Genomic DNA, 24,099 nt, shown 5'->3' with positions numbered 1-24,099 from the left:
AAAGGCGCGGCGCCTCAGAAGCTCACGCCGGCAATCAGCATGATGTTGGCGTAAGGCGTGCATTCGCCCGTGCGCACGATGGCGCGCGCCGTCGCGCTGCGCCGCTTGAACTCCTCGTGCGAGACAGTCTGCGGCGCGATGCCGAGCGACTGCGGGTACCAGGCGGGCAGAACCTTGGCGCCATTCAGTGCCTCGTCGGCCACCACCACGCCTTCGACCTGCATCTCGGACAGCACGGCCTGCAAGACGTCGGCGAGCAGCGGAACGCCACGCGTCACGGCCAGGTCGATGCGCCGCGGGCCGTCGGGAATCGGCAGGCCGGCATCGCCGATCACCAGCATGTCGCCATGGCCCATGGAGGCGATGACCTGGGAAAGTTCGGCGTGAAGCAGTGCGGTACGTTTCACAGAGCGATCCAGTCGGGAGGCATGGGGCTGTGCAGCACGGCATCGCGCTGCGGAATGGAAGGTTGGGCGCCGGGTTGCTGAATGCACAGCGCAGCCGCTCGAATGCCCAGGCGAACGGCCTCGTCGAACGACTGGCCTTCGCTCAATGCAACCGCCAGTGCGCCCAGGAAGGTGTCGCCGGCGGCGGTGGTGTCCACTGCCTTCACCTTCGGCGCGGGATGGTGGCGCGCGCCGTCGGCGTCGATGGCCACGGCGCCGCGCGCGCCCAGCGTGACGACGACGCGTGCAACGCCCTTGGCGCGCAGGGCCTGGCCCGCGAGCGCGGCCTCCTGTGGGCTGTCGGCCGCCTGGCCGCACAAGGCATGCGCTTCGATCTCGTTGACGACCAGCGTGTCGATGCACGGCCATAGCGGCTCGGCGATGGGCTGCACGGGCGATGGGTTGAGCAGCACCTTGCAGCCGGCGTCATGTGCCACCGAGATGGCGCCCGCCACCTGGTCCATCGGCGTTTCGAACTGCGTCACCAGGAATGCCGCGCCCTGCAACTGCTGCCGCAGCGCAGCCTCGTCGATCTCGACCTGCGCATTGGCGCCGGGGACTATCACGATGCGGTTCTGGCCGCCGTCTTCCACCAGGATGAGCGCGGTGCCCGTGGGCTCGGCGCCGTCGGTGCGCAGCGAAGTGGTGTCGATGCCGTCCTGCGTGAGCGCTTCGCGCAGTGCCCGGCCATGTGCGTCGTTGCCGACACAGCCGATCATGGCCACCCGGCCGCCTTCGCGCGCGCAGCTCACGGCCTGGTTGGCGCCCTTGCCGCCGGGAATGTGCGCGACCGAACGGCCCAGCAGAGTTTCGCCCGCGGCCGGCGCATGCGGCACGCGCAGCACAATGTCCATGTTGAGGCTGCCGAGCACCACGATGCGCGGCGGCTCGCCGGCGCTGGAAGAAGAAAGATGCGTTGAACTCACGGGGCGCGGGACTTTCGGTTTTCCGGGGACGAAGGCGTGGACGACAAAGAGGGCGAAGAAGCGGAAGGTGCGGCGGCTTCGCGAAAGCTCGCATGGCGCGCGGTCGAGGCGCGCACGCGCAGCTCGGGCTGCAGGACCACCTTGCGTGCATCGCGCCGCTTGCCGCCCACGCGCTCCAGCAGCATGTCGACCGCCAGCGCGCCGATGCGCTCCTTGGGCTGCGCCACGGTGGTGAGCGGCGGGCTGGTGTAGGCCGAGAGCTCGATGTCGTCGAAGCCGACGATGGAAAGGTCATCGGGCACGTGCACGCCGCTTTCATGCGCAGCGCGCAGGGCGCCGATGGCCATCAGGTCGTTGCAGACGAACACGGCCGACGGTGCCTGCTCCGTACGCAGAATGGCGTGCATCGCCTCGTAGCCTCCCTGGCTCGTGAAGCCGCCGCGCCACAGCAGCGCGTCCGCATTCGGTGTCACGCCACCTTCGGCCAGCGCCATGCGCCAGCCCTCGATGCGTTGCTCGCTCGGCATCACGCCCACCGGTCCGCCGATGCAGGCAATGCGCTTGTGGCCGAGCGACAGCAAGTGGCGCACCGCGAGCAGGCCGCCCTGCATGTGGGCCGTTTCCACCAGGTCGCAGGCCGGGTCCGCAATCTCGCGGTCGACCAGCACGGTGGGAATGCGCAGGCCGTGCAGTTGCGTGACGAGCGAGTCGTCGTCGCCGGCCCCGGTCGAAACCACGATCAATCCGTCGATGCGGCGCTCGGCCAGCACCTGCAGGTACACGCTCTGGCGGCGGGGCTCGTCGTCGGTGTTGCACAGCACCAGCGTGTAGCCGGCGCCAAAGCAGCGGTCTTCCACAATGCGCACGATCTCGGCGAAGTAGGGGTTCGAGCTGTTCGGAATCAGCATGCCGAGCGTCGACGTGGTGTTGCTCTTGAGGCTGCGCGCCATCGCGTTGGGCACGTAGCCCAGTTCGCGGATGGCTTCTTCCACGCGCTCGCGCCCCTTGGCGCTCACATGGCGCGTGTCGTTCACCACGTGCGAGACGGTGGTAACCGAAACCCCCGCGCGCAGCGCGACGTCCTTGATGGTGGCCATGGTGTGTTCCCCTTGTTTGCAGCTTCAGGCCAGGCGACGGTCCGCACGGCGCTGGCGCAAGGTGTCGATGATCACCGCAACCACGATCACCGCGCCGGTGATGATGCGTTTGCTCGGCTCGCTGGCACCCACCTGCGCGAGCCCGGCCTCGAGCACCGCGATGATCAGCACGCCGAAGAAAGTGTTGACCACCGAGCCGCGTCCGCCCATGAGGCTGGTGCCGCCGATGACCACGGCCGCGATCACCTGCAGCTCGATGCCGACGCCGGCATTGGGGTCGGCTGCTTCGAGTCGGGCCGACTGCATCAGCCCTGCGAGCCCGGCCAGGAGGCCCGTGGCCGCGAACACGATGATGCGGATCGGCCGCGGATCGATGCCCGCAAGCCGCATAGCTTCTTCATTGGTGCCGATGCCCACCACGTGCCGGCCGAAGACCGTGCGCGTGAGCACCAGTTGGCCGACGGCCACCAGCACCACCGCCAGCACGAAGGCGGCGGAGATGCCGCCGACCCATGGCGCGGCAAGGCCCGAGATGGCGTCGCCCACGTACTGCGTGCGCGAATCGGTTACCAGGTAGGCGCCGCCGCGCACCGCTTCGAGCATGCCCAGCGAGACGATGAAGCTCGGCAGCCGCCACGCGACCGAGACGGCACCCGTCACGGTGCCGCACACCAGCCCCGTGGCAAGCCCCAGCGCGGCAGCCGCCGGCACCGAGAGCTTCCATTGAAGGATGGCTGCGGCCGTCACCGCCGCGCTGAGCGCAAGCACCGAACCCACCGAAAGATCGATGCCCGCGATGATCAGCACGAAGGTCATGCCGACCGCCATCACCGCGAGCGCGGGAATTTCGTTGGCAATCGAGATGAAGGTTTCGCGGGTAAAGAAGTATTCGCTCAGCGCGCCGAAGAGCGCGATCATGCCCACGAGCACGACGGTCAAGCCAAGGTAGGTGCCCAGCTGGCCCTTGAGGGCCGAGGGCGGAGCGGATGTCGTGGTGGATGTAGCAGCGGCTGCGTTCATGGTGTGTCGGCGGTGGCCGGCTGGGCCGGATTCGAATCGGAAATGGCGGATCCCGTCGTCGGGGTTATCGCAGCGGCGGTGCGTCCTGCCGCGTCGGTGAAAGCGGCGGCGAGCAGCGATTGCTCGCTCCACTGGCCGCGCTCGAACACCGCGACCAGCCGGCCGGCGCTCATCACACCGATGCGGTCGCACATGGCCATCAGCTCGCGCAGGTCGCTCGACACCATCAAGAGCGCCTTGCCGGCGTCGGTCATGCGGTCGAGTTCGGCATAGAGATCGGCACGCGCGCCGACGTCCACGCCGCGCGTGGGCTCGTCGAGCAGCAGCACCTTGCATTCGCGATGCAGCCAGCGCGCGAACACCACCTTCTGCTGGTTGCCGCCGCTCAGCGTGGCAACCGGTTGCTCGATGCTGCGCGAGCGGATGCGCAGCAGTTCCACCAGGCGCCGCGCAATGCCGCGCTCCCTGGCGCGCTGCAGCCAGCCCGCACGCGAGATCGCACCCAGGTCGCTGAGCGTGGCGTTGACGCGGATCGATTGCGTGAGCAGCAGTCCTTGCGATTTGCGGTCTTCGGTGACCAGGCCGATGCCTGCGCGGATCGCCTGCATCGGCGAGCGCCAGCCCTTGCGGGCGCGCTGCACCGGCTCTGCATCGGATGCGCCGTCGTAGAGAAGAATTTCACCGCGGTCGGCACGGTCGGCGCCGAACAGCAGCCGCACCAGTTCGGTCCGGCCGGAGCCGACCAGGCCCGCGAGGCCCATGACTTCGCCCGCTCGCAGGTCGATGTCGACATCGCGCACGACCTGTGCTCGGCCGATGCCGCGCGCGCTCAGCAGCACCGGTCCGGCCACGCGGCGGTCGCGTCCTTCGTGTTCGTGCACCGCACGGCCCACCATGCGCTGCACCAGCTCGGATTCACGCACGCCGGCCATGGCGCGCACGTCCACCAGGCGGCCGTCGCGCAGCACCGCCACGCGGTCCGCGATGCGCTGCAGCTCTTCGAGACGATGCGACACGTAGACGATGGCTACGCCGCGCGCCTTCAGCAGTTCGATCTGCTCGAACAGATGCGAGGTCTCGCGCGGCGTGAGCATGGCGGTGGGCTCGTCCAGCACCAGCACGCGCGTGTCGTCCTGCAGGTTGCGCGCAATCTCGACCATCTGCTGCTGGCCGATGCCCAGCCGCGCCACGGGCGTCGCCGGGTCGATGTTCTGCATGCCGATCTTGGCGAGCTGGCGCGCGGCCAGCTCATGCAGCTTGCCGCGGCGGATCCAGCCAGTCTGGTTGGGCAGCCGGTCGAGCAGCAGGTTCTCCGCCACCGACAGCGTGGTAACCAGCCCCAGCTCCTGCATGACCATGCGCACGCCCAGGCGTTCGGCGTCGCGGCGCGATGCGGGCTGGAACGTTGCACCGTCGAGCACCATCTGCCCGCGCGTCGGTTGCACGAGGCCGCAGACGATCTTCGACAGCGTGCTCTTGCCCGCGCCGTTCTCGCCCGTGAGCGCGAGCACTTCGCCGGCATTCAGCACAAGAGAAACGTCGTCGAGCACCGGCGCCGCATAGTCCTTGCCTAGCCCACTCAGAGTGAGCACGGGAGCGGCAAGACCTGTATTCATGATGACGGCGGATGCGTTCAACGTCGGCTCTTTCTTTTTCTTCTGGTGGCTTACTTCGGCGATGACGACTTGGTGACCAGCACCACGTCGGTCTTCACTTCGGCGGGCATGCTCGACTGGGGCTTCTTCTCGGCCAGCGCCTTGAGCGCGGTCTCGATGCCGAACACGGCCTGCTTGGCCGCGAACTGGTCGGCTGTGGCAAGAACGCGGCCGTCATTCAGCATCGGCTTGATGGCACCGATGTTGTCGTAGCCCACCACCAGCACTTTGCCGGTCTTGCCCGCGGCCTTGACGGCAGCGACCGCGCCGAGCGCCATGCTGTCGTTGCCCGCGAGCAGCGCCTTCAGGTCGGGATGCTCGCGCATCATGCCGGCCGCCACGGTGTTGCCCTTGTCGATTTCCCACTGGCCCGACTGCACGCCCACCACCGTCACGCCGGCGGCCTTCATGGCGTCCTGGTAGCCGAGGGTGCGCTGCTGCGCATTGAAGGTGGTCGAAACGCCTTCGATGATGCCGACCTTGTCGCCGGCCTTCAGGCTCTTGGCCAGCTCGTCGCCGACCAGCTTGGCGCCGGCGCGGTTGTCGGGGCCGACGAAAGGCACCTGGATGGCCTTTTCCTTCAGCGCGGCGGTGTCGAACTGGTTGTCGATGTTGACCACCAGGATGCCGCGATCGATGGCGGCCTTGACCACCGGCACCAGCGCCTTCGAATCGGCCGGCGCGATGACCAGCGCGTTGATCTTCTGCGCCATCATCTGCTCGACCATCTTGATCTGAGCCGCCGTGTCGGTTTCGTCCTTGATGCCGTTGGCGACCAGGGTGTACTGCGAGGCGTGCGCTTTCTGGTGCGCCTTGGCGCCGTCTTCCATCGTGCGGAAGAACTCGTTGGCCAGCGATTTCATGACCAGCGCGACCTTGGGCTTGTCCTGCGCGAGGGCGGGCGAGGCGGCAAGGGCGCCCAGCAGGGTCAGGGCGGCTGCGCTTTGCAGCGTACGGCGGGTGAACTTCATGGGTGTTGTCTCCTGAGGGGTTGAGCAGTGCGCCGGTCCAGGCCGGGGTGCCGATGTTAACCAACGAAAACGTTTGCGCAAACGTTTGCTAATCCGGTTTAACCCTGATCTCGGTTCGATCCGGAAGCGGCTGGTTTTGGAGCGAAACCGCGTCCCGGAACCGCCGCCCTTAAAATCGCCGGTTACCCAAGAGGACCCCCTATGAGTTTGCAATGCGGCATCGTCGGCCTGCCCAACGTCGGTAAATCCACCCTTTTCAATGCGTTGACCAAGGCCGGCATCGCAGCGGAGAACTATCCGTTCTGCACCATCGAGCCCAACGTGGGCGTGGTGGAAGTGCCCGATCCGCGGCTCGCGCAGCTCAGCGAGATCGTGAAGCCCGAGCGCGTGGTGCCCGCCATCGTCGAGTTCGTCGACATTGCAGGCCTGGTGGCCGGTGCCAGCACAGGCGAGGGCCTGGGCAACAAGTTTCTCGCGCACATCCGCGAAACCGACGCCACGGTCAACGTGGTGCGCTGCTTCGACGACGACAACGTGATCCACGTGGCCGGCAAGGTCGACCCCATCTCCGACATCGAAGTGATTCAGACCGAACTCTGCCTGGCCGACCTGGCCACGGTCGAGAAGGCATTGCATCGCCATACCAAGGTGGCGCGCTCGGGCGACAAGGACGCGCAGAAGCTCGTCGGCCTGCTCGAGCGCTGCCAGGCCGCGCTGAACGAGAACATCCCGGTGCGCGCGCTCGAGTTCACGAAGGAAGAGCAGCCGCTGGTGAAGTCGTTCACGCTCATCACCGCCAAGCCCGCGATGTTTGTCGGCAACGTGGCGGAAGACGGCTTCGAGAACAACCCGTACCTGGATCGCCTGCGCGAATACGCCGCCAAGCAGGGCGCGCCCGTGGTCGCCATCTGCGCCAAGATCGAAGCTGACCTGGCCGAGATGGACGACGAGGACAAGAAGATGTTCCTCGCCGAAATCGGCCAGGACGAGCCGGGCCTCAACCGCCTGATCCGCGCGGCCTTCAAGCTCTTGGGCCTGCAGACCTACTTCACCGCCGGCGTCAAGGAAGTGCGCGCCTGGACCATCCACATCGGCGACACCGGCCCCCAGGCCGCTGGCGTGATCCACGGCGATTTCGAAAAGGGCTACATCCGCGCCCAGACCATCGCCTTCGAGGACTACATCGCCTTCAAGGGCGAGCAGGGCGCGAAGGACGCGGGCAAGATGCGTTCTGAGGGCAAGGAATATGTCGTGAAAGATGGCGATGTCATGAACTTCCTTTTCAGCTCGTGAAGCCTCGCATGCTTACCGTCCACCACCTCAACAACTCGCGTTCCCAGCGCGTGCTCTGGCTGCTCGAAGAACTCGCGCTGCCCTACGAAATCGTCCATTACCAGCGCGATCCGCAAACCATGTTGGCGCCCGCTTCGCTGCGGGCCGTTCATCCGCTTGGCAAGTCGCCAGTGGTGACGACGGACGACGGGCTTGCGTTGGCGGAATCGGGCGCGGTGATCGAGACGCTGATCGAGCGCCATGGCAACGGCCAACTGGCGCCAGCGCCGGGCACGCCGGAGGCCGTGCGCTATCGCTACTGGCTGCATTTCGCGGAAGGCTCGGCGATGTCGCCATTGCTGCTCAAGCTCGTGTTCGACAAGATCGAGAACGGCAAGATGCCATTCTTTGCGAAGCCGATTGCCAAGATGATTGCCGGCAAGGCCAAGGCGGCCATCGTCACGCCGAACATCGAGAGCCACCTGAATTTCATGGAGGCCGAACTCGGCAAGAGCGAGTGGTTTGCCGGCAATGAATTCACGGGCGCCGACATCCAGATGAGCTTCCCGGTCGAAGCCGCGCAGGCGCGTGGCGGTCTCGATGCGAAGCGGCCCAGGCTGATGGCCTACCTCGAGCGCATCCATGCACGCCCGGCCTACCAGCGTGCACTGGAACGCGGCGGCCCTTACGGTCTTTTGAGTTGAAACAGCAGCAACTGTTTCACGACGGAAACACGTAGAGCAGCGCGACCGTCATGGTGACATAGCGCAGGAATTTTCCGATCGCCATGTAGCCGAGGCATGGCCAGAAGGGCAGCTTGAGCCAGCCCGCCACCGCGCACAGCGGATCGCCCACGATCGGCAGCCAGCTCAAAAGGCAAGCCTTCGGGCCGAGCCGTTCAAGCCAGCCCAATACGCGCACATGATGTTTCGAGTGCGAGTATTTGTCGGCCACCTTGTGCGCGCCGTAGCCTATCCACCAGTCGACCGCGCCGCCTAGCGTGTTGCCCACCGTGGCCACCGCAATGGCCGACCAGAACATCTCGGGATTGAGCTTGAGCAGGCCGAAAAGTATGGGCTCGGAGCCCACCGGCAACAGCGTGGCCGAGACGAAAGCCGCAATGAACAGCGTGGAAAGTCCGAACTGCGGAAGTGCGAGCAGTGCGAGAAGAGCGTCGAGCCAGGCTTGCATAAGGTGAAATGAGTCGACGCAGTATAGGCAGCGCGCTTTCAAATCACGGTCGGAAAAAGCGCCGTGCACAAGGGTGTTTGCGCCGGTACCCCGGGCGCAAATCGTTTCAGCCGACAAAACGGCGCGTGGCTACAATCGTGCCTCATTTTTCAGCAGCCGAACCGCGACACTTTCTCCCATGACCTTGCAGATCGGCACCCACACGCTGAAGAACCGAGTGTTCGTCGCGCCCATGGCCGGCGTGACGGACCGGCCCTTCCGCATGCTGTGCCGCGAACTCGGCGCGGGCTACGCGGTCAGCGAGATGGTGACTTCGCGCAAGGAACTGTGGAACACGCTCAAGACATCGCGCCGCGCCAATCATGACGGTGAGCCCGGCCCCATCGCGGTGCAGATTGCCGGCACCGATGCGGCCATGATGGCCGAGGCCACGGTCTACAACATAGAGCGCGGTGCGCAGATCATCGACATCAACATGGGTTGCCCGGCCAAGAAGGTCTGCAACAAGTGGGCCGGCTCCGCGCTGATGCGCGACGAGCCCCTGGCACTCGAGATCGTGCGCGCCGTGGTCGATGCGGCCCAGCCCTTCAACGTGCCGGTCACGCTCAAGATGCGCACCGGCTGGAGCGAAGAGCACCGCAACGCGGTGAAGCTCGCGCGCGATTTCGAATCGGCGGGCGTGCAGATGCTCACCGTGCACGGCCGCACGCGCGAGCAGGGCTACAAGGGCAATGCCGAGTACGACACCATTGCCGCCGTGAAGGCCGCAGTGCGCGTGCCCGTGGTAGCCAACGGCGACATCCGCTCGCCCGAGAAGGCACGCGACGTGCTCGCGGCCACCGGCGCCGATGCGGTAATGATCGGCCGCGCAGCGCAGGGCCGGCCCTGGATCTTTCGCGAAATCGCGCATTTCCTGGATACCGGCACGCACCTTGCACCGCCCTTGGTTGCCGAGGTTCGCCGCCTGCTGCTCGACCACCTCGTGGAGCACTACGCGCTCTACGGCGAGTTCAGCGGCGTGCGCACGGCGCGCAAGCACATTGGCTGGTATGTGCGTACGCTGCCGGACGGCGAAGCCTTTCGCGCGCGGATGAACACCATCGAAGACTCGACGGCGCAACTGCGCGCGGTCGGCGATTATTTCGACGGGTTGGCGGACCGCATGGACCGCATGCCCGTGCACCAGGCGGCCGAAGAGCTGTCAGGTGAAGAGGAGGCGGCCTGCGCCGCTGATTGAGAGAGAAGAAGAGAAGAAAAAGCATGAGCAAGAAACACATCGAGGACTGCGTGCGCACCAGTCTGGACAGCTACTTTCGCGATTTGCGCGGCACCGAGCCCGACGGCATGTACGAGATGCTCGTGCGGGTGGTCGAGAAGCCCTTGCTCGACGTCGTGATGACGCGCGCCGAGGGCAACCAGTCGAAGGCCGCGCAATGGTTGGGCCTGAATCGCAACACGCTTCGCAAGAAGCTGGTTGAACACAAACTTTTGAAATAACTCCACGGCATATTCCATGGCCCAGACCGCACTCATCTCCGTCTCCGACAAAACCGGCATCCTCGAATTCGCGCAAGCGCTGCACGGCCTTGGCATCAAGCTGCTGTCCACCGGCGGCACCGCCAAGCTGCTGGCCGATGCCGGCCTGCCCGTGACCGAAGTGGCCGACCACACCGGTTTTCCCGAAATGCTCGACGGCCGCGTGAAGACGCTGCATCCCAAGATCCATGGCGGCCTGCTCGCGCGGCGCGACCTGCCGGCGCACGTTGCGGCCATCAAGGAACACGGCATCGACACCATCGACCTGCTCGTGGTCAATCTCTACCCGTTTGAAGCCACAGTGGCCAAGGCCGGCTGCACGCTCGAAGACGCCATCGAGAACATCGACATCGGTGGCCCGGCCATGGTGCGCAGCGCGGCCAAGAACTGGAAAGACGTGGGCGTGTTGACCGACGCCTCGCAATACCCCGTGGCACTGGCCGAGCTCCAGGCCAGCGGCAAGCTCAGCGACAAGACCAAGTTCGCTTTCTCCGTGGCCGCGTTCAACCGCATCGCCGACTACGACGGCGCCATCAGCGACTACCTCTCGGCCATCGACTTCGACGCCAGCATCGGCCAGCCTGCGCCCACGCGCTCGCTGTTCCCGGCGCAAAGCAACGGCCGCTTCGTGAAGGTGCAAGATTTGCGCTATGGCGAGAACCCGCATCAGCAGGCCGCGTTCTACCGCGACCTGTATCCGGCGCCCGGCTCGCTCGTGTCCGCGAAGCAACTGCAGGGCAAGGAACTCAGCTACAACAACATCGCCGATGCCGACGCCGCATGGGAATGCGTGAAGAGCTTCGACGTGCCGGCCTGCGTGATCGTGAAGCATGCCAACCCCTGCGGCGTGGCTGTTGGCAAGGACGCGGCCGAGGCCTATGACAAGGCCTTCAAGACTGATCCGACTTCGGCCTTCGGCGGCATCATCGCCTTCAATCGTCCGGTGGACCTTGCCACTGCGCAAGCCGTCAACAAGCAGTTCGTCGAAGTGCTGATGGCGCCGGGCTACACGCCTGAGGCGCTGGAGGTGTTCCAGGCGACCAAGGCCAAGCTCAACGTGCGCGTGCTCGAGATCGCATTGCCCAAGGGTGGTGCCACCGACTGGGACAACGGCCGCAACGCGATCGACGTCAAGCGCGTCGGCTCGGGCCTTCTGATGCAGACCGCCGACAACCACGAGCTTTCGGCAAGCGACCTCAAGGTGGTGAGCAAGAAGCAACCCACGCCCGAGCAGCTGCAAGACCTGCTGTTCGCGTGGAAGGTTGCCAAGTACGTGAAGAGCAACGCCATCGTGTTCTGCGCTGGCGGCATGACCATGGGCGTGGGCGCGGGCCAGATGAGCCGCCTCGATTCAGCGCGCATCGCCAGCATCAAGGCCGAGCATGCGGGCCTGTCGCTCAAGGGCACGGCGGTGGCGAGCGATGCCTTCTTCCCGTTCCGCGATGGGCTCGACGTGGTGGTCGATGCCGGCGCGAGCTGCGTCATCCAGCCGGGTGGCTCGATGCGCGACCAGGAAGTGATCGATGCCGCCGACGAGCGCGGCGTGGTCATGGTGCTGTCGGGCGTGCGCCACTTCCGCCACTGACCTCGCGCCCGCAGGCGATCACGATCAACGAGGCTGAGAGGCCTTGAAGATCTGCCTTGCGGCTTCGACGGTGGCGGCGATGTCTTCGTCGCTGTGCGCGGCGCTCACGAAGCCCGCTTCGTAGAGTGCTGGTGCGATATACACGCCGCGGTCCAGCAGGCCGTGGAACAACGTGTTGAATTTCGCGTTGTCGGTGGTCATCACCGTGGCGTAGTTCTGCGGCAATTCGTTCATCAGGAAGAAGCCGAACATGCCGCCCTCGCTGTCGGCGTTGAAGGCTTGCCCTTCGGCTGCGGCGGCGGCCTTGAGGCCTTCGACCAGCGAGCGCGTCTTCTTCGACAGCGCTTCGTAGAAACCGGGGCGCGCAATTTCCTTCAGCGTCGCAAGGCCGCAGGCCGTCGCCACCGGGTTGCCCGACAGCGTGCCGGCCTGGTAGACCGGCCCGAGCGGCGCGAGCTGCTCCATGATGGCGCGCGGGCCGCCGAAGGCCGCGAGCGGCATGCCGCCGCCGATGACCTTGCCGAGCACCGTGAGGTCGGGCGTGATGCCCAGCACACCCTGTGCGCCGTGCAGGCCCACGCGAAAGCCGGTCATCACTTCGTCGAACACCAGCAGCGCGCCATGCTGCGTGCAAAGCGCGCGGCAGCGGGCGGCGAATTCAGGCGTGGCGCGCACGAAGTTCATGTTGCCGGCAATCGCCTCAATCATGAGGCAGGCGATGTCGTTGCCGTGCAGCGCAAAAGCTTCCTCGAGCTGCGCGATGTTGTTGTACTCGAGCACCAGCGTGTGCTGCGTGACCTCGGGCGGCACGCCGGCCGAGGTGGGGTGGCCGAAGGTGGCGAGGCCGGAGCCGGCCTTTACCAGCAGCGCATCGGCATGGCCGTGGTAGCAGCCTTCGAACTTGATGATGTGCTTGCGGCCGGTGGCGCCGCGCGCCAGGCGCAGCGCGCTCATGGCGGCTTCGGTGCCCGAACTCACGAGGCGCACCATCTCCATCGATGGGACCAGGGCGAGGATGGCTTCGGCCAGTTCGATCTCGCGCTCGGTGGGCGCACCGTAGGAGAAGCCCTCGAGCACCGCCTTCTGCACCGCCTCGACGACGGCCGGGTGGCCGTGGCCCAGGATCATCGGGCCCCAGGAGCCGATGTAGTCGATGTAGCGTTTGTCGTTGGCATCCCAGAAGTAGGCGCCCTCGGCACGGCGGATGAAGCGCGGCGTGCCGCCCACGGCCTTGAAGGCACGCACTGGCGAATTGACGCCGCCGGGAATGACGGCGCGTGCGCGCTCGAAAAGAATGTCGTTTTGGTCAGCGTTTGGCATCAATGTCTGGTGTCGTGAGGGGGCAGGGCGAAATCGGGGGCAGCATCGGGGTCTTCGTCGTCGTCTTCATCTTCCGGCTCGGCCCAGAAGAGGCGGTCGGGAAGCACGTGGCCCATGCCGGGCCGGAATCCGGCGTCCAGGCAGCGGTCCATGTAAGCCAGGGCCTCGGTGGTGGCGGCCACCAGGTCGGTGCCGCTCGCGAGCAGGGCGGCCAACGCGGCCGACAGGGTGTCGCCGGCGCCGGCAAAGACGGCCTCGAGCCGCTCGTATTTTTCGTTGGCAAGCACTGACTGCGGCGAAGCCAGCACGTTGTCGATGAACTGGTCGGGCAGCACCATGCCGGTCACCAGCGTGTAGGGCACGCCGAACTCGCCGGCAGCCTTGGCGATGTCCCGCGCACCGGGCGGACGCTCGCCGCTCCAGTCGGGAAGCAGCCATCGCCAGAGGGTGCTGTGGTTTCCAACCAACACTGTGGTCTGCGGCAGAAGTAACTCTCGAAAAGCATCCAGATAGGGCTCGATCAGGTTCTCATCCCACCACGAAAGATTGGGCATATAGGCCACCAGCGGCACCTCGGGGTAGTCGGAGGCGGTCTCGGCGATGGTGCTCAGCGCGTCGGGACTGCCCACGAAACCCACCTTGATGAGCTGGACTTCCACGTCTTCCAGGATGGCGCGCGCCTGCTCGGCAATGGCCTCCTCTTCGAAGGCGAAATGGTCGAATATCTCGGCCGTGTCGCGCGCGTAGGCGCCCGTGACCACCGGCAGCATGTGTGCACCCACCGAAGCCATGGCCAGGGCGTCGGCCCCCAGCCCGCCGGCGCCGCTCGGATCACTGGCATTGAAGACCAGCACGCAGGGCGGATTCAGGTCCCGTTCGGCCGCTTCTTCAGCGTCCGGCGGAGGGTCGTTAAGATTGCCCGGTTTGCGGGTGTTGTCTGCGGAATGTAAGTAAATGGTCATACGCCGGCCGAAATCGCCTCAATGGTGGCATAGGCGCGACGTTTACCGCCCGCCAGTGAGATACGCATAGATACACTCGTTGCATTTAATGAACAAGGACTTTAAGCTCCGATGAATACGAAAACTTGGATGTGCCTGATTTGTGGGTGGATCTATGACGAAGCGGTGGGTGTACCGGAAGATGGGATCGCAGCAGGCACGGCCTGGGCTGATGTCCCGATGAACTGGACCTGTCCTGAGTGCGGTGCACGCAAGGAAGACTTCGAAATGGTTGAAATCTGAAGCATGGCATAGGGCTACGCGATCTGCGCCGATGTACGGTGCGGCGGGCATCCAAGTCTCATCTCAGCAGGAGTGTGTGCAATGGGGCCGAATGGATCAGGTTACAAGGTGCTGGTCATCGATGACAGCAATACGATCCGGCGCAGTGCCGAAATATTTCTGAAGCAAGGCGGACACGAGGTTCTCCTTGCGGAGGACGGCTTCGACGCGCTCTCGAAAGTCAACGACCACAAGCCGCATCTGATTTTCTGCGACATCCTCATGCCGCGCCTCGACGGCTACCAGACCTGCGCCATCATCAAGCGCAATGCTCAGTTCTCCAATGTTCCGGTCGTGATGCTTTCCTCGAAAGACGGCGTCTTCGACAAGGCGCGCGGCCGCATGGTCGGATCGCAAGACTACCTGACCAAACCTTTCACCAAAGACCAGCTGCTGCAGGCCGTGCAGCAGTTTGGCATCGTTCAACAGGAAGCGCAGTAATGCCCATTCGAAAAATCCTCGTCGTCGACGACTCCAAGACGGAACTGTTGTTCCTGTCCGACCTGCTCCAGAAGAACGGCTTTGCCGTCAAGACTGCCGAAAACGCCGAAGACGCCATGCGCCGTCTCGAAGAGGAGCAGCCCGACCTGATCCTCATGGACGTCGTCATGCCCGGCCAGAACGGCTTCCAGCTCACGCGCGCCATCGCCCGCGATCCGCAGTACGCCGCCATTCCGATCATCCTGTGCACCAGCAAGAACCAGGAAACCGACCGCGTCTGGGGCATGCGCCAGGGCGCCCGCGACTACATCGTGAAGCCGGTCAACACGGCTGAGCTGATGTCCAAGATCAGCGCGCTGGCCTGAACGGAAGACTGCCGAGTCCATGGCAAATCGCGACGCTCTTCGAGCCTTCCAGTCCCGGCTTGCGAGCCGCCTGCAGGCTGCGCGCACGACCGGTGTGGCCGCCACGTGGCTGGCGGTCGAGGCCGGTGAGGGCAAGTACCTCTTTCCACTGGGCCACGCGGGTGAAATCTTCCCCTGGACGCCCCCGCAGCCCGTGCCCTACACGGAACCCTGGTTCCTCGGCGTTGCCAACCTGCGCGGCGGCCTCTATGGCGTGGTGCAGCTGTCGGCATTCGCCTCGGGCAAGTCCGATGGCCTCGCAGCCACCGAGGCGGCCCGCATGCAATCGCGGCTCGTTGCCCTCAACGAGCTGCTCGAAGTCAACTGCGCTCTGTTGGTCGATCGACTGGCGGGGTTGCGGGGGGCCGAGGCCTTCACGGGCGCGGAACCCCCAGGCGCAGATGCACCCGCCTGGCTTGGGCATCTTTTCACCGATGCGGCGGGTGAGCGCTGGCAGGAAATCAACCTGCAGGCGCTCTCGCAGCAACCCCAGTTTTTGAGTATTGGCGCCTAGTGCATCCGCACAGCCAGAAGACAACCACCTGAAGGACCGACCGTGAGCTCGATCGCCGACAAGTTCAAGAAATTACTGCCCGCTCAAAGCGGCAACGACAAGGCCCGCGTCGACGGCTCCGGTTCCACCTTATCGCTCGACGACGTCGACACGGTTCAGGTGCCGGACGAAAAGACCGTCCGCCTGGCCAGGAATCAAGGCCGCACCTCCGACGAGCCGGTGCCCACCGGCTTTGCCGACGGTGCCACGCTGGTCGGCGAGGCCGCCAACGAGGCCGATGCCGCCTCTGCCGAAGGCGCGCAGGCGCAGGCCCCCACGGGACGAGCGGGCTCCAACCCGGCGCGCCAGCAGCGGATCCTGGCGATCATGCTGGCGGTCGTGGTGCTGCTGCTGTTGCTGGTGGCCGGCTCCGCCATTCTTCGCGCCGAGCGCCTTGCGCAGCAGGTGGCCGCCACCGGCCAGTCGCTGATGCAGTCGCAGCGACTTGCAAAGTCGATCTCGCAGGCTCTCGTCGGCAGCGCGCCCGCGTTCGTCGAAGTGAAGGACAGCGCCGACGACCTCTCGCGCCGCGTGCAGGGTCTGACCAACGGCGACGATGCGCTGCGCCTCGAACGCGTGGGCAACCAGTACGACGAGGACATGGGCAAGATCAATCCGCTGGTCGCCCGTGCCGACGCCAGCGCCAAGGCCGTGCTGGCCCAGCGTCAGATCCTGACGCAGGTGGGTGCCGCCTTGCGCGACATCAACCAGCAGTCGTCCGCGCTGCTCGAAATGACGGAAACCGTGGCATCGCTCAAGATGCAGCAGAACGCCACGCTGCCCGAAATCTCGGCCGCCGGCCAGCTCGTGATGCTGACCCAGCGCATCGGCAAGTCGACCAACGAATTCTTCACGGTCGAAGGCGTGAACCCCGACGCCGTGTTCCTGCTCGGCAAGGACTTGAACACCTTCCAGGAAACCACGCGCGGCCTGCTCGACGGCAATGCGCAACAGCGTTTCCCCGGCTCGAAGGACCCGCAGACCCGCCAGCAGCTCGAAGCCATTCTCAAGACCTACGAGCAGATGCGGACGCAGGCTTCCGCCATTCTGGGCAACCTGCAGGGCCTGGTGGCCGCGCGCGAAGCGCAGGCCAGCATCCTGACCGACAGCGAACCGCTGCGTAAGTCGCTCGGCGATCTGCAGGACAAGCTCTCCGCCCGCACCGGCCTGGGCGCCGGAACGATCGTGATGCTGTTCGTGCTCTCGCTGGCCGCCCTGGCCCTCGCCGGCGCCATCGGTTTCGTGCAAGTGCGTGAAGGCCGTGAACGCGCCGCCGTCGCCGAACGCGAGCGTCTCGCGGCCGAGCAGGCCAGCGATGAGGCCGGCCGCGTCAACAACGCCAACCAGGCCGCCATTCTTCGGCTGATGAACGAACTGCAGACAGTGGCCGAAGGCGACCTGACGCAGGAAGCCACGGTGACCGAGGACATCACCGGCGCCATTGCCGACTCGGTGAACTACACGGTGGAAGAACTGCGTCTGCTGGTGGGCAACGTGCAGAACACGGCAACCCGCGTGGCGCAGACGACGTCGCAGGTGGAAAGCACCTCGACCGAACTGCTCGCCGCTTCGACCGAACAGCTGCGCGAAATTCGCGAAACCGGCCAGTCGGTGCTGACCATGGCCGAGCGAATCAACGGCGTGTCCACGCAAGCGCAAGAGTCCGCCACGGTGGCGCGCCAGTCGCTGCAGGCTGCGTCCTCGGGTCTGCAGGCCGTGCAGAACGCCATCGGCGGTATGAACTCCATCCGCGACCAGATCCAGGAAACCTCCAAGCGCATCAAGCGCCTGGGCGAATCCTCGCAGGAGATCGGCGAAATCACCGAACTGATTTCGGACATTACCGAACAGACGAACGTGCTGGCACTGAACGCCGCCATCCAGGCCGCATCGGCCGGTGAAGCCGGTCGCGGCTTCTCGGTGGTGGCAGAAGAAGTGCAGCGGCTGGCTGAACGCTCCGCAGACGCCACGCGCCAGATCTCGGCGCTGGTGAAGGCCATTCAGACCGACACGCAGGATGCGGTGGGCGCCATGGAGCGCTCCACGCAGGGTGTGGTCGAAGGGGCCAAGCTGTCCGACAATGCAGGTACCGCACTGACCGAGATCGACCGCGTGTCGCGCCGCCTTGCAGACCTCATCGAGCAGATCTCGCAGTCCGCGTCCCGCGAAGCCGATTCGGCCAACGTGGTGGCTGCCAACATCCAGCACATTTTTGCGGTGACCGAGCAGACCGGTGAAGGTACCCGTACCACGGCCCAGCAGGTGCGTGAACTTTCGCAGATGGCGGAAGAACTGCGCCGTTCGGTCGCCCGATTCAAGATTGCCTGACAAAAGTTAAGAACGGCGAGCATCCAACGTGTCGATTCAATCCCCTGCCACGGCCCCCATTGCCGGCAACGTGCCGGCCACCGAAGACCTCGGGCCGCTGGCCTGGGTGCTGGGAGAAATTCAGAAATCCCTCGATGGTGTGGGCAAGTCGTTGCGGCGCTTCGTGCGCGACGTGGGCAGTGCCTCGGATCTCGAGAGCGGCCCGTTGCAAATGGCCCGCCAGCAACTGCACCAGTCCGTCGGCGCGCTTCAGATGGTGGGCAATAACGCCCCCGCCCTGGTGCTCGGCTCCATCGAGTTCGCGGTGCAGGGCTTCATTGCCGAACCGCAGCGCTGCACCGACAGCGCGGTCCTGAAGATCGAGCGCGCCGGCTTTGCCGTCGTCGATTTTCTCAACGCACTGCTGGCCGGCAAGGCCGTGTCGTCGGTCGCGCTCTTTCCGCAATACCGCGATGTGCTCGAACTGGTCGGCAACGAGCGCGTGCATCCGGCCGATCTCTGGAATGTCGCCTGGCGCTGGGTCGAAGTGCGTCCCGCGCTGACCCAGGCCGCGCTGGCCTATGACCCGGCCGTGCGTTCGCGGCTCGACCGCGAAGTGCTGCAGCTGGTCAAGACCGGCGACCCGCAGGCCGCGCGCCGGCTGCAGGCGCTGTGCCTGGGGCTCGGGCGCGGTGCGCTGCTGCCCCGTGTCGCAAGTTTCTGGACCCTCGCCGCGGGCTTTTTCGAAGCCTTGGCGCTGGAGCTGATTCCCGCCGATTCCTACGTCAAGCGCGCCGCCTCGCGCGTGCTGCTGCAATACGCCACGCTGGCGCGCGGCGACAGCGCGGTTTCCGACCGCCTCGGCCAGGACCTGTTGTTCTTTTGCGCGCAGGCCGTGCCCGCCGCTGCCTCCGACGAAGCCGCCACGCTGCGCACCGTGCGCGCCGCCTGGGGCGTCGCGGGCGAGCCGCGTGTCGACTACAGCGTCGAGCAGTTCGGCCGCTTCGATCCGCTGGTGCTTGCCCAAGCCCGCAAGCGCATCGAAACCGCCAAGGAAATGTGGTCGGCGCTTTCGGGCGGCGACATCACCCGCACGCGCCAGGTGGCCGACACCTTCGCACAGCTCGGCGAGTCGCTTCAGCGGCTGCATCCGCCGATCCAGCCGATGGTGGACGCACTCACGCATGCAGTCGAAGCCTCCGTGCGCTCCGGCCAGCCGCCGGATACCGAGCTTGCGATGGAAGTCGCCACCTCGGTGCTCTATCTGGAAGCCGCGCTCGAAGACCTCGACCCGAGCGATCCGCAACTCACCTCCCGCACCCTTCAGCTGGCGGGCCGCATCGAGCGCGTGCGCGAAGGCGGCCATTCGGAGCCGCTCGAGCCCTGGATGGAGGACCTGTACCGCCGCGTGAGCGATCGCCAGACCATGGGCACCGTGGTCGACGAATTGCGCAGCCACCTGAGCGAACTCGAAAAGTCGCTCGACCAGTATTTCCGCCGCCCGGCCGAGAAGGGCCTGCTGCGCACCGTTCCGACCCAGCTGCTGCAAATGCGCGGCGTGTTCTCGGTGCTTGGGCTTGACCAGGCCGCCCACACCGTCCAGCGCATGCGCGACGATGTCGAGCAGATGCTGGTGGGCAACGCATCGCCCGTGGAGGAGATGCAGAGCTTCGACGCGCTGGGCAACAACCTGGGCGCGCTGGGTTTCCTGATCGACATGCTGGGCTACCAGCCCACGCTCGCCAAGCGCCTGTTCGTGTTCGACCAGGAAGCCGGCGAACTCAAGCCGCTGATGGGCCGCCAGGCCACCGACAGCGCCGCCGCGGATGTCGCTGCACCGGGTGCTGCCACCGGCGGCGATGCCGTGCTCAGCATCGAGGAAGTCGACGCCCAGATTGCGTCGAAGCTCGCCGCGCTCGCCACGCCCAACCGCAAGGCGAAGGTGTCGCCCATCGAGGAATTCAGCCGCAAGGCCGACAGCTGGACGAACAAGATCACCGGTCCCGCGGCACTGCCCGATACCGAAGTCACCGAACTCGAAGAAGACGACCTGCAGAACATCTTCCTCGACGAGGCCCGCGAGGTGGTGCAAAACGGCCTGGCCGCCATCGACGAGCTCGGCGGCCATCCCGACGATACCGAGGAACTCACCATCCTGCGGCGTGCGTTCCACACGCTGAAGGGCAGTTCGCGCATGGTCGGCCTGACCGACTTCGGCGACGCCGCTTGGTCCTTCGAGCAGGTGCTCAACACCTGGCTGGCCGACCAGCGCGACGCCACGCCCGATCTGCTCGTCGGCACCCGCAAGGCGCTCGAGGAATTCAGCCAATGGGTCGAAGCCATCGCTTCGGGCTCGACGCATGGCTGGCAGTCGTCGCACTTCAGCCGCGTGGCGGATGCCCTTCTGGCGGGCGAGCCCGTGCCCACCACGCCGGCGCGTGTCGCCGATGCGGAGGCTCTGGCCGTGGCCGCGCGCCACATTGCCGCTGAACCGCCGGCGGTTGCGCCGCTGGCGATGCCGGAACTCCCGGAGCTGCCCGACCTGTCGTTCCCCGCGTCGGCACCGCTCGAGCCTGCACCCGTTGCCGCGTTCGAACTGCCCGCAGAGGCGCCGCAGGAGGCCGCAAAGCCCGAAGCCGAAGACGACTTCACGTCGACCGACTTCCTCGACTTCGAATCCAAGCCCGCACCGGCCGACGAGCCTGTCTGGGCCGACGGCGAGAAGTTCGACTTCCTGGAGCCCGCCAAGGCCGAACCGGCAACCGCCGCTTCGTTCCTGGCCGAAGCCGCTGCCGAACCGTCGCCTGAGCCCGTGCCCGAACTGCCCGCGCTGGACGGTCTGCCAGACCTTGATTGGGCGCCCGAGCCGGCACCGGTCATTGCCCAAGAGCCTGTGCCCCTTGCCGCCGAAGTAACGCCGGCCGAAGAGATCGTGGAAGCGCCGGCTTTGCAGCTGGAGTCCGAAGAGCCTGCCGTGGTTGCGGCGGACGAAGCACCGGCCTTGGCCGAGGAACCGGTTCTGGCCACGGCCGCCGAAGCCGCGGCCGAAGAAATTCCGCGGGCCGAAATCCTGGAAACCGCCGAAACCACTGAAGCCACCGAAGTGGCCGCTGCCGTGTCGGGCGCCGAAGACCAGGTCAAGGTCATCGGGCCGCTGCGCATCGGCATCGCGCTCTACAACGTCTATCTCAACGAAGCCGACGAATGGTCCAGGCAACTGGCCACCGAAGTCGGCGAGTGGGCGCTCGAATCCCACGAGCGGCTGTCCGATTCGACCGTCGCGCTGGCCCATTCGCTGGCCGGCAGTTCGGCCACGGTCGGTTTCCACAGCCTCTCGGGCATGGCCCGCCTGCTTGAAGCCGCGCTGCAGCATCTGCAAATGCAGGGCAGCGGGTCGCGCGAACAGGGCGTGGTGCTTGTTGCCGCGGCCGACGAGCTGCGTCGCCTGCTGCACCAGTTTGCCGTGGGCTTCCTGCGCGAGCCTTCTGAAGGCACGCTCCAGGCGCTGCGCGACATCGCTGCCGCGCCCATGCCGGCCGAGGCTGCCGCGCGCATCGAGACCCGGCCGCACCAGCATATGGCGGCCTCCGACGGCATGGCCGACGTGGCGCTGGACGATTCCGAAGACGCCATCGACATGGCGGACGCGGTTGACGTCGACCTGTTCCCGATCTTCGAGGAAGAAGCGCAGGAACTGCTGCCCCAACTGGGTCACGCGCTGCGCCAGTGGGCGCACCACCCCGACGACAACGCGCCGCGCGCCTCCGTGCTGCGCACGCTGCACACGCTCAAGGGCAGCGCCCGGCTGGCCGGTGCCATGCGCCTTGGCGAGCGCGCGCACCGCATGGAATCCGAGATCGAAGCCCTGGGCACTCAGGGCGGCGCCGACCGGGTCGAAATCGAAAAGCTGCTCACGCGCCTCGACGCGCTGCAGGCGACCTTCGACGCGCTGCGTGCCGCGGACGATGCCACCCAGGCCGAAGTGGCCCAGCTGGTGGCAACGGCAGCCGCCACCTCGCCGGGTGTCCAGCTGGTGCAGGTTCCCGCCGAATCCGGCGTCTCCGCCAATGACGAAAAGGCGGCCTCCGCCGACGACGGCGAAGACGCCGCCTCCGCAGCGGGAGCGACCGCCCTGCCATCGCTCCTGCCGCGCCCCGCGCCCGCGCTGCTTGCGCCCCTGCGCTCGGTGTCGACCCAGGCCGTGCGCATCCGCACCCAGCTGCTCGACCGCCTGGTGGCGCAGACCGGCGAGGTCATCATCACGCGCTCGCGCCTCGAAGCCGAACTCGGCCAGCTGCGCGGTTCGCTCTCCGACCTGACGGGCAACCTCGACCGCCTGCGCCAGCAATTGCGCGACATCGAGGTGCAGGCCGAAAGCCAGATGCAGTCCCGCCTCGCGCAGGCCAAGGATTCGCAGCAGAGCTTCGACCCGCTCGAGTTCGACCGCTTCACCCGCGTGCAGGAACTCACGCGCATGATGGCCGAGTCGGTGAACGACGTGGCCACCGTGCAGCGCACGCTGCAAAAGACGGTGCAGGCGACGGAAGACGACCTCAGCGTCCAGGCGCGCCAAACGCGCGAACTGCAGCGCGGCCTCCTGCGTACGCGCATGGTGGAGTTCGAGGGCATTTCCGACCGCCTCTACCGCGTGGTGCGCCAGGCGTCGAAAGACACTGGCAAGCAGGTGCGCCTGGACATCGTCGGCGGCTCCATCGAAATGGACCGCGGCGTGCTCGACCGGATGACGCCTGCCTTCGAGCACCTGCTGCGCAATTGCGTGGCCCACGGCATCGAGGATCCGGCCGCACGCGAAAAGTCGGGCAAGGACGCCAACGGCCTGATCGTGATCGACCTGCACCACGAAGGCAACGACGTCTCGGTGAGCTTCCGCGACGACGGCGCCGGCCTGGACCACAAGCGCATTGCCGAACGTGCCCGCACGCTGGGCCTGCTGGAAGCGGACCAGGAACTGTCGCCCGAGCAAGCCACCGAGCTGATCTTCAAGCCAGGCTTCTCCACCGCCGGGCAAGTGTCCGAGCTGGCAGGCCGCGGCATCGGCATGGACGTGGTGCGCGCGCAGATCGCGGCGCTCGGCGGCCGCATCGAAACGCACAGCACGGCCGGCCAGGGCACGACCTTCAAGCTGGTGCTGCCGCTTACCACCGCGGTGACGCACGTGGTGATGCTGCGCGCCGGCGAGGTGTCGATCGGCGTGCCGTCCAACCTGGTCGAGCTGGTGCAGCGCGTGAGCAGCACCGAGCTCGAAGCCGCCTACCTGCACAACAGCCATCCGTTCGGCAGCGAACAGGTGCCGTTCTACTGGGCCGGTGCACTGCTGCAGGCCTCTGCACGCAGCGAGCACCCCACCAGCAAGAACAACACCGTCGTGATCGTGCGAAGCGCGGCGCAGCGTGTGGGCCTGCACGTGGACGAAGTGCTGGGCAACCAGGAAGTCGTGGTCAAGAACCTCGGGCCGCAGCTTGCGCGCCTTCCGGGCCTGGCTGGCATCTCGGTGCTGGCTTCGGGCGCGGTGGCCCTAATCTACAACCCGGTGGCGCTGGCCGCGGTGCATGGCGAACAGGCTCGCCTGCGCCAGGCTGCCGCGCTGGTGGCGCCCGCGCATGGCGGCTCGACCGGTGCCGAAGAGGGTGCTGCGCCGCATGAACCGTTGCCGGTGCTGGCTCCGCCGGTGCCGCAGGTTCCGCTGGTGCTGGTGGTGGACGACTCCATCACGGTGCGCCGCGTGACGCAGCGCCTGCTGCAGCGCGAAGGCTATCGCGTGTCGCTCGCGGCCGACGGCCTGCAGGCGCTCGAACGCCTCCAGCAAGAGCGCCCGGCCGTGGTGCTGTCCGACATCGAAATGCCGCGCATGGACGGCTTCGACCTGGCACGCAACATCCGCGCGGACGACTCCATGGCGGGCCTGCCGATCATCATGATCACCTCGCGCATCGCCGAGAAGCACCGCGACTACGCCCGCACGCTGGGTGTGAACCACTACCTCGGCAAGCCCTACTCGGAAGAGGAACTGCTGCGCCTGGTGCGTGCGTACACGAGCGAACCGGCGCTGGCCGCGGCAGCCTGAAACCTTG

20 protein-coding genes are annotated in these 24,099 nt (G+C 66.3%); 11 read left to right on the top strand and 9 right to left on the bottom strand.

Annotated elements, in window-relative coordinates; all coding sequences use genetic code 11:
• Positions 1–14: 14 nt before the first annotated feature.
• Genes rbsD through BLR24_RS11440 form a run of 6 tightly spaced genes read right to left on the bottom strand, consistent with a single transcriptional unit; the run spans position 15 to position 6,115 of the window.
• Positions 15–407 carry a D-ribose pyranase gene (gene rbsD / locus BLR24_RS11465; RefSeq protein ID WP_093016871.1) on the bottom strand — a complete coding sequence of 131 codons (393 nt, stop codon included), beginning with the start codon at positions 405–407 and terminating at the stop codon, positions 15–17.
• Positions 404–1,372, bottom strand: coding sequence for a ribokinase (rbsK, locus tag BLR24_RS11460; RefSeq protein WP_093016869.1), 969 nt, complete (start codon positions 1,370–1,372; stop codon positions 404–406). The genes rbsD and rbsK overlap by 4 nt, the downstream gene beginning before the upstream one ends.
• Positions 1,369–2,469, bottom strand: coding sequence for a LacI family DNA-binding transcriptional regulator (locus tag BLR24_RS11455; protein WP_093016867.1), 1,101 nt, complete (start codon positions 2,467–2,469; stop codon positions 1,369–1,371). Before BLR24_RS11455 ends, rbsK begins: the two co-directional genes overlap by 4 nt.
• A 24-nt stretch (positions 2,470–2,493) precedes the next feature.
• Complete coding sequence (locus BLR24_RS11450; protein WP_093016865.1) at positions 2,494–3,489, bottom strand: ABC transporter permease; 996 nt, start codon at positions 3,487–3,489, stop codon at positions 2,494–2,496.
• A complete protein-coding gene (locus tag BLR24_RS11445) occupies positions 3,486–5,105 on the bottom strand; it encodes a sugar ABC transporter ATP-binding protein (RefSeq protein ID WP_093016863.1) in 1,620 nt (539 codons plus the stop codon). Before BLR24_RS11445 ends, BLR24_RS11450 begins: the two co-directional genes overlap by 4 nt.
• 50 nt (positions 5,106–5,155) lie before the next feature.
• On the bottom strand, positions 5,156–6,115 hold the full coding sequence (locus tag BLR24_RS11440; protein ID WP_093016861.1) for a sugar ABC transporter substrate-binding protein: 960 nt from the start codon (positions 6,113–6,115) through the stop codon (positions 5,156–5,158).
• A 201-nt stretch (positions 6,116–6,316) separates the two neighbouring features.
• Here BLR24_RS11440 and ychF point away from each other — a divergent pair, with 201 nt between their 5' ends.
• Both ychF and BLR24_RS11430 read left to right on the top strand, forming a co-directional pair.
• Entirely contained in the window at positions 6,317–7,408 is a 1,092-nt protein-coding gene (ychF, locus tag BLR24_RS11435) for a redox-regulated ATPase YchF (RefSeq protein WP_093016859.1), read from the top strand.
• An 8-nt stretch (positions 7,409–7,416) separates the two neighbouring features.
• Positions 7,417–8,091 carry a glutathione S-transferase gene (locus tag BLR24_RS11430; RefSeq protein WP_093016857.1) on the top strand — a complete coding sequence of 225 codons (675 nt, stop codon included), beginning with the start codon at positions 7,417–7,419 and terminating at the stop codon, positions 8,089–8,091.
• Between the two features lie 16 nt (positions 8,092–8,107).
• On the opposite strand, the gene BLR24_RS11425 is transcribed toward BLR24_RS11430, so the two are convergent.
• On the bottom strand, positions 8,108–8,578 hold the full coding sequence (locus BLR24_RS11425; protein ID WP_055808356.1) for a YqaA family protein: 471 nt from the start codon (positions 8,576–8,578) through the stop codon (positions 8,108–8,110).
• Positions 8,579–8,756: 178 nt separating this feature from the next.
• Here BLR24_RS11425 and dusB point away from each other — a divergent pair, with 178 nt between their 5' ends.
• Genes dusB through purH form a run of 3 tightly spaced genes read left to right on the top strand, consistent with a single transcriptional unit; the run spans position 8,757 to position 11,699 of the window.
• Positions 8,757–9,815, top strand: coding sequence for a tRNA dihydrouridine synthase DusB (gene dusB / locus BLR24_RS11420; protein WP_093016855.1), 1,059 nt, complete (start codon positions 8,757–8,759; stop codon positions 9,813–9,815).
• A 23-nt stretch (positions 9,816–9,838) separates the two neighbouring features.
• Complete coding sequence (locus BLR24_RS11415) at positions 9,839–10,075, top strand: Fis family transcriptional regulator (RefSeq protein WP_007838304.1); 237 nt, start codon at positions 9,839–9,841, stop codon at positions 10,073–10,075.
• Positions 10,076–10,091: 16 nt separating this feature from the next.
• On the top strand, positions 10,092–11,699 hold the full coding sequence (purH, locus tag BLR24_RS11410; RefSeq protein WP_093016853.1) for a bifunctional phosphoribosylaminoimidazolecarboxamide formyltransferase/IMP cyclohydrolase: 1,608 nt from the start codon (positions 10,092–10,094) through the stop codon (positions 11,697–11,699).
• Between the two features lie 24 nt (positions 11,700–11,723).
• On the opposite strand, the gene hemL is transcribed toward purH, so the two are convergent.
• Positions 11,724–13,019, bottom strand: a complete 1,296-nt coding sequence (gene hemL, locus BLR24_RS11405; protein WP_093016851.1) for a glutamate-1-semialdehyde 2,1-aminomutase — start codon at positions 13,017–13,019, stop codon at positions 11,724–11,726.
• Positions 13,019–13,981, bottom strand: coding sequence for a bifunctional hydroxymethylpyrimidine kinase/phosphomethylpyrimidine kinase (locus BLR24_RS11400; protein WP_093016849.1), 963 nt, complete (start codon positions 13,979–13,981; stop codon positions 13,019–13,021). The genes hemL and BLR24_RS11400 overlap by 1 nt, the downstream gene beginning before the upstream one ends.
• A gap of 111 nt (positions 13,982–14,092) precedes the next feature.
• On the opposite strand from BLR24_RS11400, the gene BLR24_RS11395 reads away from it, so the two are divergent.
• The 6 genes from BLR24_RS11395 to BLR24_RS11370 all read left to right on the top strand — a co-directional run bounded on the left by BLR24_RS11395 (position 14,093) and on the right by BLR24_RS11370 (position 24,092).
• Positions 14,093–14,263, top strand: coding sequence for a rubredoxin (locus BLR24_RS11395; protein WP_007838397.1), 171 nt, complete (start codon positions 14,093–14,095; stop codon positions 14,261–14,263).
• Between the two features lie 81 nt (positions 14,264–14,344).
• A complete protein-coding gene (locus BLR24_RS11390; RefSeq protein ID WP_028259709.1) occupies positions 14,345–14,743 on the top strand; it encodes a response regulator in 399 nt (132 codons plus the stop codon).
• A complete protein-coding gene (locus BLR24_RS11385) occupies positions 14,743–15,108 on the top strand; it encodes a response regulator (RefSeq protein ID WP_093016847.1) in 366 nt (121 codons plus the stop codon). Before BLR24_RS11390 ends, BLR24_RS11385 begins: the two co-directional genes overlap by 1 nt.
• A 19-nt stretch (positions 15,109–15,127) precedes the next feature.
• Positions 15,128–15,661, top strand: a complete 534-nt coding sequence (locus BLR24_RS11380) for a chemotaxis protein CheW (RefSeq protein ID WP_093016845.1) — start codon at positions 15,128–15,130, stop codon at positions 15,659–15,661.
• Between the two features lie 42 nt (positions 15,662–15,703).
• Positions 15,704–18,028: a methyl-accepting chemotaxis protein gene (locus BLR24_RS11375; RefSeq protein ID WP_093016843.1), complete on the top strand. Its 2,325-nt coding sequence runs from the start codon at positions 15,704–15,706 to the stop codon at positions 18,026–18,028.
• Between the two features lie 28 nt (positions 18,029–18,056).
• On the top strand, positions 18,057–24,092 hold the full coding sequence (locus BLR24_RS11370; RefSeq protein WP_093016841.1) for an Hpt domain-containing protein: 6,036 nt from the start codon (positions 18,057–18,059) through the stop codon (positions 24,090–24,092).
• The last annotated feature ends 7 nt before the right edge of the window (positions 24,093–24,099 follow it).

It is taken from the genome of Variovorax sp. OV700 (assembly GCF_900099805.1).
GTDB lineage: Bacteria > Pseudomonadota > Gammaproteobacteria > Burkholderiales > Burkholderiaceae_C > Variovorax.
Note: the sequence above shows the minus strand (reverse complement) of the source record. Positions and strands in the feature narration are given on the sequence as shown.

Bases quoted from the DNA above. Each gene is read 5' to 3' on its own strand.
- BLR24_RS11455 (WP_093016867.1), bottom strand. From the start codon at position 2,469: ATGGCCACCATCAAGGACGTCGCGCTGCGCGCGGGGGTTTCGGTTACC.
- BLR24_RS11450 (WP_093016865.1), bottom strand. From the start codon at position 3,489: ATGAACGCAGCCGCTGCTACATCCACCACGACATCCGCTCCGCCCTCG.
- BLR24_RS11445 (WP_093016863.1), bottom strand. From the start codon at position 5,105: ATGAATACAGGTCTTGCCGCTCCCGTGCTCACTCTGAGTGGGCTAGGC.
- BLR24_RS11440 (WP_093016861.1), bottom strand. From the start codon at position 6,115: ATGAAGTTCACCCGCCGTACGCTGCAAAGCGCAGCCGCCCTGACCCTG.
- ychF (WP_093016859.1), top strand. From the start codon at position 6,317: ATGAGTTTGCAATGCGGCATCGTCGGCCTGCCCAACGTCGGTAAATCC.
- BLR24_RS11430 (WP_093016857.1), top strand. From the start codon at position 7,417: ATGCTTACCGTCCACCACCTCAACAACTCGCGTTCCCAGCGCGTGCTC.
- BLR24_RS11425 (WP_055808356.1), bottom strand. From the start codon at position 8,578: ATGCAAGCCTGGCTCGACGCTCTTCTCGCACTGCTCGCACTTCCGCAG.
- dusB (WP_093016855.1), top strand. From the start codon at position 8,757: ATGACCTTGCAGATCGGCACCCACACGCTGAAGAACCGAGTGTTCGTC.
- BLR24_RS11415 (WP_007838304.1), top strand. From the start codon at position 9,839: ATGAGCAAGAAACACATCGAGGACTGCGTGCGCACCAGTCTGGACAGC.
- purH (WP_093016853.1), top strand. From the start codon at position 10,092: ATGGCCCAGACCGCACTCATCTCCGTCTCCGACAAAACCGGCATCCTC.
- hemL (WP_093016851.1), bottom strand. From the start codon at position 13,019: ATGCCAAACGCTGACCAAAACGACATTCTTTTCGAGCGCGCACGCGCC.
- BLR24_RS11400 (WP_093016849.1), bottom strand. From the start codon at position 13,981: ATGACCATTTACTTACATTCCGCAGACAACACCCGCAAACCGGGCAAT.
- BLR24_RS11395 (WP_007838397.1), top strand. From the start codon at position 14,093: ATGAATACGAAAACTTGGATGTGCCTGATTTGTGGGTGGATCTATGAC.
- BLR24_RS11390 (WP_028259709.1), top strand. From the start codon at position 14,345: ATGGGGCCGAATGGATCAGGTTACAAGGTGCTGGTCATCGATGACAGC.
- BLR24_RS11385 (WP_093016847.1), top strand. From the start codon at position 14,743: ATGCCCATTCGAAAAATCCTCGTCGTCGACGACTCCAAGACGGAACTG.
- BLR24_RS11380 (WP_093016845.1), top strand. From the start codon at position 15,128: ATGGCAAATCGCGACGCTCTTCGAGCCTTCCAGTCCCGGCTTGCGAGC.